This window comes from Nonomuraea sp. 10N515B (assembly GCF_052245915.1).
Classification (GTDB): Bacteria; Actinomycetota; Actinomycetes; order Streptosporangiales; family Streptosporangiaceae; genus Nonomuraea.
In genome coordinates, this window is record NZ_JBQQBQ010000012.1 from 182,771 (window position 1) to 195,828 (window position 13,058).

Here is a 13,058-nt window from a genome sequence, read left to right on the forward strand (position 1 = left end):
TCTTTCGTGTCAGTGTGGCGGATCCACTGTGAGGTACCGGGCGCTCCCCGGCACAGTCGCCGGATTCACCTCGTGGGCGTGAGATCCTCATGATCGACTGGCGTGCGGGCGAGGAGCTCGAAGCGGTCGCCGGTCCGGGCGGTGGTGAGCTCGCCGCCGATGGCGGCCAGGCGGGCACGCAGGCTCGGCAGCCCCGTGCCGGGCTCGTCGGAGTCGGGGGCGGCTCCGTCGTTGGTCACCCGCAGCCGTACGCGGCCGTCCTCGACGGCGATCTCGATCAGGCATTCGCCTGGTGTGCTGTGCCTGAGCACGTTGGTGACCGCCTCGCGCAGCACGACGGCGAGCACGGGCTCGACCGGCCAGGGCACGGGCGCGGCATCGATCCGCACGCCCGCTCCCGCCGACTCCAGCACCGCTCTGGCGGAGTCGACCTCGCCGGCCAGCGACAGGCGCCGGTCCGGTGTGCTCAGCCGGGCGGTGTCGGCGAGCGCGGCCCGCGCTGCCTGCGTCACCCGCTCGAGTTGCCCCATCGCCCGGCTCGGGTCCGCCTTCAGCAGTCGCAGCGTGAGCTCCCCCTGCAGGACGATCGTGGTGAGCCCGCGGCCGAGCAGGTCGTGTACGTCCCTGCCCACCTTCAGCCGTTCGCGCAGGGCTGCCACCTCGACGAGCTCGGCCCGGGTCTGCTTGAGCTCGGTGACGAGAGCGACCAGCCGGGTCAGGCCGTAGACCGCCAGGGCGGTGGACAGGGTACTGAAGGATCGGTAGGCGGAAGCGATCGGGCCCCAGGCGGTCCAGGCCTCGACGGCGGGGAGACCGCAGATCACCACGCACAGCGGCCACGACACCGGCGCCCGTACGTAGAGCAGGACGACACCGGCGAAGAACCCCGATACGAGGAGCCCGGACGCTTCGCCTTGCACCAGCGGTGCGTAGATGGTGAGCGCCTGAGCGGTCATGGTCCAGGCCAGGCCCCGGGGCCGGGTGCACGTGCGCAGGGCGGCCAGGTGCCAGAACTGCAGGCCGAAGGTCACGGGCAGCAGGGCCAGGTAGCCGACGTCCCCAGAACCGGGATCGAGCGTCTCGTCGGCGGCGAAGTTGAACAGCGACTGCCCGATGAACAGGACGTGCGTGACGACAAGGATCGGCGTGGCCAGTCGTAGGATCCGCGTGTCGTCATCGCCAGGCGGGACCGGGATCGCCGCTTCGGCGGGCGGCAGGGACCGTACCTGCTCGAGCGCCTCCCGCGCGACGGCGACGGCCCGGGCGATCGCCGTTTGCGCCGCCTCCATGTCGCCTTGGCGCCGAGCGCGCCGCGCCAGCCGTTCGACGGCGGACACGCTGCTCACGACCAGGCGGTGTACGTGCCCCCACAGCCGTAGCCGTTCGACTTCGCCGGCCCTGGCAGCCAGCTCGGACCGCTCCCGCTGGACCCGGTCCAGCAGGTCGGCGAGCCGGCTGAGGCCGTACAGCATCAGGCCGACAGTGAGGGGGGCGACGACTGCGTAATAGACGTACACGGGAGCGAGGACCAGCGCGGACGCTATGGCGCCCTCGGCGACCGCGATCAGCCCGAAGATCAGCCAGGCGGAGGGACCGTGCACCACGAGGAGGGCCGAGGCGGCGACGAACCCCGACCCGCCCGCCCGCCAGCTGTCGGCCTCGGCCAGCAAGGGCAGGTAGTTCAGTACGGCCTGCACCGGGAAGAGCACGGCGGACAGGCGCCGCCGGCCCGGCAGCGAGATCGGCAGCTGGAGGGTGGCGACCCCGATGATGCTCGCCACGGTCAACGGCCCGGCCGAGGCCTCGCCGAGATGGAAGCTCACCCGTAGCAGGCACATCACGCAGATGAAGCCGGCGAGCAGGCGGGCTGGGCTCAGAGCCAACCGGCGTCCTGGGCGATCCGGACAGCGTGCAGCCGGTTGCGGGCGTGCAGCTTGGCAACGATCCCGGTGAGGTAGTTGCGTACGGTGCCCACGGACAGGAACAGCGCCTCGGCGATCTGCTCCACGTCCTCGCCGTCAGAGAACCTCCCGAGCACCTCCAGCTCACGCGGCTTGAGCGGGCTCTCGACCGCCTCCAGCGCGGCCACGGCGAGCTGGGGATCGATCACCCGCTCACCTGCCGCGACCCTCCTGATCGCATCGGCAAGCTGATCCGGCGGGGCGTCCTTGACCACGAACCCGGAGGCCTGGGCGGCGAAGGCCTTGCGGACGCTTCCCGGGCGGCCGAAGCTCGTCACGATCAGCACCCGGCATCGCGGCAACCGCCTGCGCAGCTCGGCCGTGGCGGTGAGCCCGTCGACGTGGGGCAGCTCGACGTCGATCACCGCCACGTCCGGCGCGTGCTCCAGCGCCATGGGCACGATCTCGTCGCCGGTCGCGGCCTCCGCGACGACCTTGATGTCGGGTTCGAGCTCGAGCAGTGCGACCAGTGCCCCTCGGACCATGTGCATGTCCTCGGCGAGCAGAACCCGGATCATCCATCGCCCCTACCATCAGGACACACTTTCGAGCCATTTCTACCATCTCGGGAGATCTTCACTGTGGATCATGAAGAATTCACGCCCTGAGCGAGGCGCTGTCGGGTCTCACTTGGCGGGGGTCGACGACTCGGGATATTCGGTTGCGGTGGGTATGGGACCTCTGGCCTGATAGATCCAGTTCGGTGATCGGGAAGGAGGCGACACGCGATGACGTACCACGAGGTGACCGGGACCCGGCATCCGATCAGGATGTGGGCTGAGCCCGAGACGGTCGACCCGCAGGCGATGCAGCAGCTGCGTAATGTGGCGAACCTGCCGTGGGTGCACGGTGTCGCCGTCATGCCCGACGTGCACCACGGCAAGGGTGCGACGGTGGGGTCGGTCATCGCGATGCGGGACGCCGTGTCGCCGGCCGCGGTGGGCGTGGACATCGGCTGCGGGATGACGGCCGTGAAGACCTCCTACAAGGCGTCGCAGCTTCCGGACAATCTGGCCTACCTGCGGGGGAAGCTGGAGCAGGCCGTGCCGGTCGGGTTCCACCACCACAAGCGGCCGATCGATCCCGGGAAGGTCGCCGGGATGAAGACGTCCGGGTGGGCGGAGTTCTGGGAGGGCTTCGACGATCTGGCGCCGACCGTGCGGAGATTGCGGGAGCGGGCCGAGGTGCAGATGGGCACGCTCGGCGGCGGCAACCACTTCCTGGAGGTGTGCGCCGACGACGAGGGCGCCGTCTGGGTCGTGCTGCACTCCGGGTCGCGCAACATCGGCAAGGAACTGGCCGAGCACCACATCGACGTCGCGCACGGGCTGTCGCACAACCAGGGGCTGGTAGATCGCGATCTGGCGGTGTTCGTCGCGCACACGCCGCAGATGGACGCCTACCGGCGTGACCTGTTCTGGGCTCAGGACTACGCGCGGCGCAACCGGGCGCTGATGATGGGGCTCGTCTGCGACGTGCTGCGCCGGCACCTGCCGAACATCACGTTCGAGCAGCCGATCTCCTGCCACCACAACTACGTGGCGGAGGAGCGGTACGACGGCGTGGACGTCCTCGTCACGAGGAAGGGCGCCATCCGGGCCGGCTCCGGTGAGCTGGGGATCATCCCCGGCTCGATGGCCACCGGCACCTACATCGTCAAGGGTCTGGGCAACAGCCTGGCGTTCAACTCGGCCTCGCACGGGGCCGGGCGGAAGATGAGCAGGACCAAGGCCAAGAAGACGTTCACGGTCAAGGACCTGCAGGAGCAGACGCTGGGCGTGGAGTGCCGCAAGGACCCGGGAGTGATCGACGAGATTCCGGGGGCGTACAAGGACCTGGAGTCCGTGATGGCCGCCCAGACCGACCTGGTGGAGGTCGTGGCCCACTTGCGGCAGCTCGTCTGCATCAAGGGGTAGCCGGATCCGTCGGTAGGTTGAGCGTATGGTGATCGGCGAGCTGCTGGGGTCGGGGCGCAGTGCGGACGTGTACGCGATCGACGGCGACCGGGTGCTGCGCCGATACCGTGCCCCGATCGACGTCCGGCGGGAGGCGGCCGTCATGGCGCATGTGGCGCGGCACGGGTTTCCAGTGCCGGATGTCTATCCCAGTTCCGGTGATGGGCGCGCCCACGATCTGGTGATGCGGCGGCTGTCGGGGCCGACGATGTTGCGGGCGCTGGCCGACGGGGAGATCTCGCCCGCGGAGGCGGGCCGGGTCACAGCGCGGCTGATGCGGCGGTTGCACGCGATCCCGGCCCGGATCTCCGGCGATCCCCGCGATCGGGTGCTCCACATGGATCTGCATCCGGACAACGTGATGCTGACGCCGGGCGGCCCCTTCGTGATCGACTGGCCCAACAGCATGGAGGGGCCGCCCGGGGTGGACTGCGCCATGTCGGCGGTGATCGTCGCACAGGTCGTGGTGGACGAGGAGAGTGAGCTCGCGGTGCCGGCGCGCGAGATGCTCCTCACGTTACTCGATGAGCTCGGCGCCGCGATGGACTACGGGGACGGGCTCGATCGGGCCAAGATCAGGCGAGCCGAGGATGAGGCGCTCTCCGCACGGGAGGTGGGGCTGATCGACGCGGCGGTGAGCCTGGTCAGGGAACTCTAGGGACGCCAGGCGCCCTGGGCGGCGGCCTCCGTAGCGTAGGTCTCGAAGGGTTTGGGCGGGCGGCCCGTGACCTGGCGCACTGCCTCCGAGACCGGCTGGTCGCCGAGGTCGCGGAGTGCGGCGAATGCTTTGAGCTCGGCCATCGCCTGCTCAGAGAAGCCCATCGCCGTCAGGTAGTCCTCGTCGCTTCCCCGGTAGCGGACCTTGCGACCGGCCGCCCGGCCGATGATCTCCACGGCCTCACCGAACGTCAGCGAGCGCGGCCCCGTGATTTCGTAGGTCCGCCCCGCGTGGCCGTCCTCCGTGAGGGCAACGGCGGCGACGGCCGCGATGTCGCCGGCGTCCACGAACGCCTGCCGCACGTCCCTCAGCGGGACCACTACCTCGCCCGTGAGGATCGTGGACTGGAAGAAGCCTTCGTCGAAGTTCTGGTCGAACCAGCTCGGCCGCAGGATCGTCCACTCGGCGCCCGAGTCGCGCACGGTGCGCTCGGCGGACATCAGGCGCTCGTCGCCCATGGTCTCGATGGCCGTGCTGGACAGCAGCACAATGCGCCGGACGCCCCGCTCGACGGCCAGCGACACGAACCGCGGATCGACCGGGATGCCGTCTGGTGCCATGAGATAGACGGCGGAAGTGCCTGCCACCGCGGGCTCCCAGGTGCCCGGCTCCGACCAGTCGAAGGTGGTCTCGCCGCTCCTGGACGCCGCCCGTACGGCGTGCCCGTAGGTACGCAGCAGGCTGGCCACCCGACGGCCGGTGGAGCCGGTCGCGCCGAGAACAAGGATCACATGCTGAGCCATGTCCCGAGTCAAGCAAACGCCACCGACAGAACCGTCAAGGGCAGCCCGCAGCATCCTGCAGCGCGTTGAGCGTGAGCATCGGGCCGGGGCGCAAGGAAGTTCAAGCTTTTCGAGGGGCTCGGTTGTCACGCTGGGCGGGTCGGACCATCAGTGACAGGGAGTGGTCGTCCATGACCTCAATGTTGGAGATCCTCGAGCTCCGCGGCGCCGACGGGCCCCACCCGGAGCACGTCGACGAGCTCATGTTGTACGGGCGCCTCGTCGGCGACTGGAGTGTCCACAACCGTTATCGCGCGGCGGACGGTGCATGGCGGACCGTGCGGGAGCGGTGGTGCTTCGGCTGGGTGCTCGGCGGGCTCGCGATCCAGGACGTGCTCTACACGCCGGAGGAGGGGCCGCGGGGGACCACCGTCCGCTGTTACGACCGTACGGCGAAGGTGTGGCACATCACCTGGCAGGACCCGCACCATGGCAACTACGTCAGCCAGATCGGGCGCCCGGACGGGGACGGGATGATCCAGGAGGGAACGGCGCAGGACGGGACGCGGGCGCGGTGGGCGTTCTCCGATGTCACGGACACGTCGTTCGTGTGGCGGGGGTGGGTCGCGGTCGAGGGCGGCGAGTGGGAGTTCGAGCAGGAGATGCACGCTACCCGGGATTGATCGTTACTCGGTCCAGGAGGCCGTGGTGTCGAGGCGGCGGCGCCAGAGCTTCTCGGCGTCCCCGCCCGGCTCCCACCGGGCGCAGAAGTCGAGCAGGTCGCGGCAGCGGGCCACCATGGCCGCCTGCCGCTCCGGCCATCCCGGGACGGACCCGTCGTAGGCGGCGAAGAAGTGCGGGAGCAGCGGCACGTGCTCGGGGTGGTGGCTGCGGATGATCCACTCGCACCACGCCAGGTCCTCGACCGGCCGTCCGGGGTGGGCCCACTCCCAGTCCAGGATGGCGGTCGTCTCGAACGTGGCCGGGTCGAACAACATGTTCTGCGGGCCGAAGTCGCCGTGCACGATGCCCAGCCGATGGATGCCGCCCAAGATCCGGCCGCACTCCGTGAGCACCTCCACCGCGCGGCCCTCGTCCAGGAGGTCCTGGCCGTGGGCGCCGGAGACGAAGCGGGTGGTGAGGCTCGTCTCGGTGACCTGGTGAAGGCGCGGGACCGGGAGACGGCCGCGCAGTCGGCGCAGGTATCTGCTCTCCGTACGCAGCCTGAACGTCGCCTCAGGACCCTGGTAGCACTTCACGACCAGGGCGCCGTCGCCGACTGTGCTGTTGGTGTACCCGTGCTTCACAAGGGTCGATTCTGGCGCACGGAAACCCCTCCTGGGACCCGTGGCGCGCTACCTCGGCCGCCTCCGATACACGATGTAAGGACGGAACAAATAGCCCAACGGGGCGGAAAGCGCATGCACCAAGCGGCTGAACGGGAAAAGTACGATCAGCGCCATCCCGATCAATGTGTGCACCTTGTAAAGGCCGCTCGCCTGTCCCATCGCCGTCACGTCGGGCTGGAAGGTGAGCACGCCGCGGAACCAGGGTCCGACCGTGGTCCGGTAACTCACCTCGCTGGGCACGAACCCCGCCACGGTCGTCACCACCCCCGAGAAGATCGCCGCCGTCAGCACGGCGTACATGGTCTTGTCGTTGGTCGTGGTCGCCAGGAACACGGGACCGGTGGTGCGGCGGCGGTAGATCAGCAGGCCCACCGCCACGAGCGTGGCAAGGCCGGCGATCCCGCCCCAGGTGAGCGCGTTCACGTGGTAGGCGTGATTGCTCACGCCGATGGCGTTGGTCCAGCTCACCGGGATGAGCAGCCCGGTGATGTGGCCGATGATCACGAAGAGCAGCGCGTAGTGGAACAGCGGGCTGGCCACCCGCAGCAGCCGGCTCTCGTAGAGCTGGGAGGAGCGCGTGGTCCAGCCGAACTTGTCGTACCGGTAGCGCCAGAGCAGGCCGCCGACGAAGATCACGATCGTGACGTACGGAAGGATGATCCACATCACGCTCTCGCCCCAGCTCATGCGTGCCTCCCCACGGTCTCGGCAGGCGGCCCGCCCGTGGCCAGCCGGCTCGCCGCGGCCCGCTGGGCGGCGGTGAGCGGCGGGAGTGCGGCGCACACGGCGCCGATCACGTGCGCGTACGGCGACTCGCGTGCCGCCAGGGAGGCCAGCAGCAGCTCCAGCCCCACACGATGCTCGGCGAGCAGCGCGGGCCCGGAGGGGTCGAGCGCGGCGAACTCCAGCACGACCGGCAGGAAGTCCGGCAGCTCGTCCTCCATCAGCTCCCATCCCGCGGCGCGGTAGCGGCGTTTCAGCGCGGCCAGCGACTCGCCCCGGCGGCGGGTGTCGCCGTCGGTGTAGTAGGTCAGGTAGAGGCAGCAGCGCCGGTTCAGGTCGAACGTCTCCACGTAGTGCGCGGCCAGCTCACCGGGACCCAGCTCGGCGGCCCGGCCGAGGAACGCGGCGAAGTACGTCTCGGCCGCCTCCCTGATCAGCGGCAGACGTCGCCAGAACCGTTCATCTGGGTAGGCCAGCAGATGCGCGGCGGCCTGCCAGAGCACGCGCTCGGTCATTTCTTCTTCCTCCGCGGCGGGAACAGCCCGGCCGGAGTGCCCCGGCCGTCCCAGTTGAGGAGGTTCACCCGGTCGTGGGTGGTCTCGTCGCTGGTCTGGCGTTCCTTCAGGCCGTGGAAGCTCTCGATCGAGACCGGCACGGGATGGCCCGACGCCTCCCCGAACGGGGGCTGCATGCCGGGCCCGCCGTCGTAGTCCAGGCTGCACGCGCCTTCCTCCCAGATCCCCGGCGGGTTGCCGTACGCGGTCGGGATCACATAACGCTCGTCGTACTTGGCGAGCGCCAGCAGCCGGTACATGGCGTTCAGCTCGTCCTCCTCCAGGCCCGCGTCGGGCGGAACCGGCTGCGGCACGCCCAGGTTGACCGCCCGCATGTACGAGCGCATCGCGGCCAGGCGGCGCAGCGCGGTGGTCACCGGCGCCGGGTCGCCCGCGGTGAACAGCTCGGCCAGGTAGCCGACGGGGATGCGCAACGCCTCGATGGCGGCGAACAGGTTGACCGCGTCCTCGCCGTCGTGGCCGGTGCCGGCGAGCGCGTCCACGACGGGGGAGAGCGGCGGGACGTACCAGACCATGGGGAGGGTCCGGTACTCCGGGTGCAGAGGGAGCGCGATCCGGTATTTCTTGATCAGCTGGTAGACGGGCGATCTGCGCGCGGCTTCCACCCAGTCGGGAGGCAGGCCGGCGCTGGCGACGGCCGGGTCGTCGGGGTCGACGAAGATGTCCAGCTGCGCCTCGTACAGGTCCCGTTCGTCGGGGACCGAGGCGGCCTCCGAGACCCGGTCGGCGTCGTACAGCAGGACCCCGATGTAGCGGAGGCGGCCGACACACGTCTCCGAGCAGACGGTCGGCAGGCCGACCTCGACCCGCGGATAGCAGAACGTGCACTTCTCGGCCTTGCCGGTCTTGTGGTTGAAGTACATCTTCTTGTACGGGCAGCCGGTCACGCACATGCGCCAGCCGCGGCAGCGGTCCTGGTCCACCAGCACGATGCCGTCCTCCTCGCGCTTGTACAGCGCCCCCGACGGGCAGGAGGCCACGCACGACGGGTTGAGGCAGTGCTCGCAAATGCGCGGCAGGTAGAACATGAACGCTTCTTCGAACGACAGCTTGACCTGCTCCGACACCTGCTCCAGCACCGGGTCGGGCGTGGGGTCGCCGCCGAGGCTGTCGTCCCAGTTGGCGCTCCAGCGGATCTTCGTGGGCTCGCCGCTGATCAGCGACCTGGGCGGCGCGACGGGGATGTCCTCGGAGAGGGGCGCGTTCGTGAGGTTCTCGTAGTCGTAGGTCCAGGGCTCGTAGTAGTCCTGGATGGACGGCATGATCGGGTTGGCGAAGATGGTGAGCAGCTTGCGCAGGCGGCCGCCCGCCCGGAGCTGGAGTTTGCCCTTCCGGTCGAGGGTCCAGCCGCCGTGCCAGCGGTCCTGGTCCTCGTACCGTCTGGGGTAGCCCTGGCCGGGGCGGGTCTCGACGTTCTGCCACCAGACGTACTCGACGCCGGGCCGGTTGGTCCAGGTCTGTTTGCACGTGACCGAGCAGGTGTGGCACCCGATGCACTTGTCCAGGTTCATCACCATGGCGATCTGGGCCATGATCCGCATCAGTAACGTACCTCCTGGGATCTGCGACGAATGGTGGTCAGCTCGTCGCGCTGGTTGCCGGTGGGGCCGAGGTAGTTGAAGCCGTACGAGAGCTGGGCGTAACCGCCGATCATGTGCGTCGGCTTGATGAGGACCCTCGTCAGAGCGTTGTGGATGCCGCCGCGACGGCCGGTGGCCTCCGACTTCGGCACGTCGATCAGGCGGTCCTGGGCGTGGTGCATGTAGACCGTGCCGACCGGCATGCGGTGGGAGACGATCGCCCGCGCGACGACCACGCCATTGCGGTTGACCGCCTCGATCCAGTCGTTGTCGGCCACCCCGATCCTGGCGGCGTCCTCGACGGACATCCAGATCGTGGGGCCGCCGCGGGAGAGCGACAACATGAGCAGGTTGTCCTGATACTCGGAGTGGATCGACCACTTGCTGTGCGGGGTCAGGTACCGCAGCGTGCCGGTCTCGCCCAGCAGCGCGGCCAGGTCCAGCGGGGGGCGGAAGATCGGCAGGGCCTCGCCGTACTCGTGCATCCAGTCGTGGTCGAGGAAGAAATGCATGCGGCCGGTGAGGGTGTGCCAGGGTTTGCCGTTCTCGACGTTGATCGTGAAGGGGGAGTAGCGGCGGTTGTGCGCCTCCTTGCCGGACCATTCGGGGCTGGCGGCGACGTGCACCGGCCGGGCCTGGGTGTCGGAGAAGACGATGCGGTGCCCCTCGTGGGCCAGGCCCTCGAGGTCGGTGCCGGTCCGTGCGGCGAGCTCGCGGAAACCCTGGACGGCCAGGCGGCCGTTGCTGACGCCCGACAGGGCGAGGATGGCCTCGCAGGCCTTGGAGTCGGTGTCCAGCTCCGGCCTGCCCTTGGCCACGCCGCGCGGGACGAGGCCGCAGCGCTGGCCCAGCCAGGCCACCTCCTCGTCGGGCAGGAAGGTCACGCCCTTGACCGGGAGGCCGAGCTTCTCCGTCAGCGGGCCGAGCGCGCCCAGTTTCTCGGCGATCGCGCCGTAGTCGCGCTCGACGAGCTTGAGGTCCGGGCCGGCGTCCCGGGCCAGCTCGCCTGGGGTGTCGTGCTGGTGTGCGGTCGCGACCACGTCGCGGCGCACGCCCAGGTGCTCTCTGGCGAGGTCGCTGAAGGCGCGGGCGATGAGGTGGAAGGCGGTGAAATCGGTCTTCGTCTGCCAGGGAGGGGTGATCGCCGGGTTGAACGCGTGCACGAACGGATGCATGTCCGTGGAGGACAGGTCGTGCTTCTCGTACCAGGTGGCGGCCGGGAGCACGATGTCGGAGAAGACCGTCGAGGACGTCATCCGGAAGTCGAGGGTGAGGAGGAGATCCAGCTTGCCCGTCGCCGCCTCCTCGTCGGGGTGCTCCAGGTTGGAGGTCGCGCCGAGGAGGTGGTGCAGGAAGTACTCATCGCCCTTGGCCGAGGAGCCGAGGAGGTTGGAGCGCCAGAGGGTGAGCACGCGCGGCCAGTTGCGTGGGTCGTCCGGGTGCTCGACGGCGTACCCGAGTCTGCCCGCCCGCAGCTCGTCGCGGGTGTGGGCGATGGGGTCGTCCGCGTCGCCGAGGTCCAGCGGGTTGCGGTCGAACATCGGGGACATCGGCATCCAGCCGTTGCGCACGGCCTCCGTGATGAGGTCGGCGGTGTGCTTGCCGCGGAAGGTGCCGCGGGCCAGAGGCGAGGTCAGCTCGCCGGCGTCGAAGCGGTCGTAGCGCCACTGGTCGGTGTGCAGATACCAGAACGGGGTGCCCGGGGTCTGCCGGGGCGGCCGGGACCAGTCCGTGGCGCTCGCCAGCAGCGCCCATCCGGTCTGCGGGCGGCATTTCTCCTGGCCCACGTAGTGCGCCCAGCCGCCGCCGTTGCGGCCCTGGCAGCCGGTCAGCAGGAGCAGCGACAGGAACGCCCGGTAGATCGTGTCGCCGTGGAACCACTGTGTGGTGCCCGCCCCCAGGATGATCATGCAGCGGCCCTTGGACACCTCCGCCGTCCTGCCGAACTCCCTGGCGATCTTGGTGGCGCGCTCGGCCGGGACACCCGTGATCGGCTCCTGCCAGGCCGGCGTGTACGGCTGCGCGGCGTCCTCGTAGCCGGTCGGCCAATCGCCGGGCAGCCCCTCCCGCTGGACGCCGTACTGGGCGAGCAGCAGATCGAACACCGTGGTGACGAGATGGTCCCCGACCTTCACCACCGGCACGCCCCGGTGGGTCGCGGCGCCGCCGTCGAAGCGGGGCAGCAGCACCTCCGCGCTCTGCCCGCGGCCAAGGAGGGTGAGCTCGGGGTCCGTGTCGAGGTTCAGGTTCCAGCGGCCCTTGCCCGACTCCGTCCAGCGGAAGCCGATCGAGCCGTTCGGTACCACCGGCACGCCGTCCCGCGACATGAGGACGGTCTTCCACTCGGCTGCCTCCTCGTCCGAGCCCAGGTCCCGCGCCGTGAGGAACTTGCCGGGCAGGCAGGCGCCCTCGTGCTCCTCCAGCCGCACCAGGAAGGGCAGATCGGTGAACCGCTTGATGTAGTCGGTGAAGAACGGCGTCTCGCGGTCGACGAAGAACTCCTTGAGCAGGACGTGCCCCATGGCCATGGCCAGCGCGCCGTCCGTGCCCGGTCGCACGCTCAGGAACTCGTCGGCGAAGGTGGCGGCGTCGTTGTAGTCGGGGCTCACGACCACGACCTTCTGGCCGCGGTAGCGGGCCTCGGCCATCCAGTGGGTGTCGGGGGTGCGGGTGACGGGGACGTTCGCGCCCCACATCAGCAGGTACGCGGCGTCCCACCAGTCCGCGGACTCCGGTACGTCGGTCTGGTCGCCGAACACCTGGGGAGAGGCCACCGGCAGGTCGGCGTACCAGTCGTAGTAGGACAACATGGTGCCGCCGATCAGGGACACGAACCTGGAGCCGATCGCGTGGGAGACCATCGACATGGCGGGGATGGGGGAGAAGCCGGCGATGCGGTCCGGGCCGTAGGCCTTGATGGTGTGGACGTGGGCGGCGGCGATCATCTCGGTGGCCAGGTCCCAGCTGACGCGGACGAGGCCGCCCCGGCCGCGGGCCTTTTGGTACCTTTCCCGCTTTTCCGGATTTGTCGTGATTTCGGCCCATGCGGCCACCGGGTCGCCGAGGCGTTGCCGAGCGTCGGCGTACATCTCGAGCAGGACGCGCCGGGCGTACGGGTAGCGGATCCGCGTCGGCGAGTAGGTGTACCAGGAGAAGGCGGCCCCGCGCGGGCAGCCGCGCGGCTCGTACTCGGGGCGGTCGGGGCCCACGCTCGGGTAGTCGGTCTGCTGGGCCTCCCACGTGATGATGCCGTCCTTGACGTAGACCTTCCACGAGCACGATCCCGTGCAGTTCACGCCGTGCGTGGAGCGGACCACCTTGTCGTGGCTCCATCGGTCCCGGTAGAAGGCATCGCCCTCGACGCCGCCCGTCAGGTGGATGGCCCGCAGGTCCGGGCTCGTGGCCGACCTGCGTAGGAACCGGCCCATCTTCAGTAGGACGTCCTCCGCGCTCATACCCCCACTTCATCACAGAA

Annotated in this window: 11 protein-coding genes; 3 read left to right on the forward strand and 8 right to left on the reverse strand. The window is 69.7% G+C overall.

The genetic code is table 11. The annotated features are described in order from the left end of the window. Positions 1–65 precede the first annotated feature (65 nt). Both ACTWQA_RS20410 and ACTWQA_RS20415 read right to left on the reverse strand, forming a co-directional pair. Positions 66–1,883, reverse strand: a complete 1,818-nt coding sequence (locus ACTWQA_RS20410) for a sensor histidine kinase (RefSeq protein WP_443160749.1) — start codon at positions 1,881–1,883, stop codon at positions 66–68. After that, positions 1,874–2,479 (reverse strand): response regulator transcription factor, encoded by a 606-nt coding sequence (locus ACTWQA_RS20415; RefSeq protein ID WP_443160750.1) that lies wholly within the window; start codon positions 2,477–2,479, stop codon positions 1,874–1,876. The genes ACTWQA_RS20410 and ACTWQA_RS20415 overlap by 10 nt, the downstream gene beginning before the upstream one ends. Before the next feature lie 210 nt (positions 2,480–2,689). Between ACTWQA_RS20415 and ACTWQA_RS20420 the strand changes: the two genes are divergently transcribed. Both ACTWQA_RS20420 and ACTWQA_RS20425 read left to right on the forward strand, forming a co-directional pair. Next, on the forward strand, positions 2,690–3,877 hold the full coding sequence (locus ACTWQA_RS20420) for an RtcB family protein (protein ID WP_443160751.1): 1,188 nt from the start codon (positions 2,690–2,692) through the stop codon (positions 3,875–3,877). Between the two features lie 25 nt (positions 3,878–3,902). Continuing rightward, positions 3,903–4,574, forward strand: a complete 672-nt coding sequence (locus ACTWQA_RS20425; protein ID WP_443160752.1) for a phosphotransferase — start codon at positions 3,903–3,905, stop codon at positions 4,572–4,574. Here ACTWQA_RS20425 and ACTWQA_RS20430 read toward each other — a convergent pair. After that, positions 4,571–5,377, reverse strand: coding sequence for an SDR family oxidoreductase (locus ACTWQA_RS20430; protein ID WP_443160753.1), 807 nt, complete (start codon positions 5,375–5,377; stop codon positions 4,571–4,573). The genes ACTWQA_RS20425 and ACTWQA_RS20430 overlap by 4 nt on opposite strands. A gap of 170 nt (positions 5,378–5,547) precedes the next feature. On the opposite strand from ACTWQA_RS20430, the gene ACTWQA_RS20435 reads away from it, so the two are divergent. Further along, positions 5,548–6,039: a hypothetical protein gene (locus ACTWQA_RS20435; RefSeq protein ID WP_443160754.1), complete on the forward strand. Its 492-nt coding sequence runs from the start codon at positions 5,548–5,550 to the stop codon at positions 6,037–6,039. A 3-nt stretch (positions 6,040–6,042) separates the two neighbouring features. Here ACTWQA_RS20435 and ACTWQA_RS20440 read toward each other — a convergent pair whose 3' ends face one another. From ACTWQA_RS20440 to ACTWQA_RS20460, 5 genes are read right to left on the reverse strand one after another with little or no spacing between them, the layout of a single operon-like run. Then, entirely contained in the window at positions 6,043–6,663 is a 621-nt protein-coding gene (locus tag ACTWQA_RS20440; protein WP_443160755.1) for a phosphotransferase, read from the reverse strand. Between the two features lie 48 nt (positions 6,664–6,711). Further along, positions 6,712–7,392 carry a respiratory nitrate reductase subunit gamma gene (gene narI / locus ACTWQA_RS20445; RefSeq protein WP_443160756.1) on the reverse strand — a complete coding sequence of 227 codons (681 nt, stop codon included), beginning with the start codon at positions 7,390–7,392 and terminating at the stop codon, positions 6,712–6,714. After that, positions 7,389–7,943 carry a nitrate reductase molybdenum cofactor assembly chaperone gene (narJ, locus tag ACTWQA_RS20450; protein ID WP_443160757.1) on the reverse strand — a complete coding sequence of 185 codons (555 nt, stop codon included), beginning with the start codon at positions 7,941–7,943 and terminating at the stop codon, positions 7,389–7,391. Before narJ ends, narI begins: the two co-directional genes overlap by 4 nt. After that, complete coding sequence (gene narH, locus ACTWQA_RS20455; protein ID WP_443160758.1) at positions 7,940–9,544, reverse strand: nitrate reductase subunit beta; 1,605 nt, start codon at positions 9,542–9,544, stop codon at positions 7,940–7,942. The genes narJ and narH overlap by 4 nt, the downstream gene beginning before the upstream one ends. Next, on the reverse strand, positions 9,544–13,038 hold the full coding sequence (locus tag ACTWQA_RS20460; RefSeq protein WP_443160759.1) for a nitrate reductase subunit alpha: 3,495 nt from the start codon (positions 13,036–13,038) through the stop codon (positions 9,544–9,546). Before ACTWQA_RS20460 ends, narH begins: the two co-directional genes overlap by 1 nt. Positions 13,039–13,058: the final 20 nt, after the last annotated feature.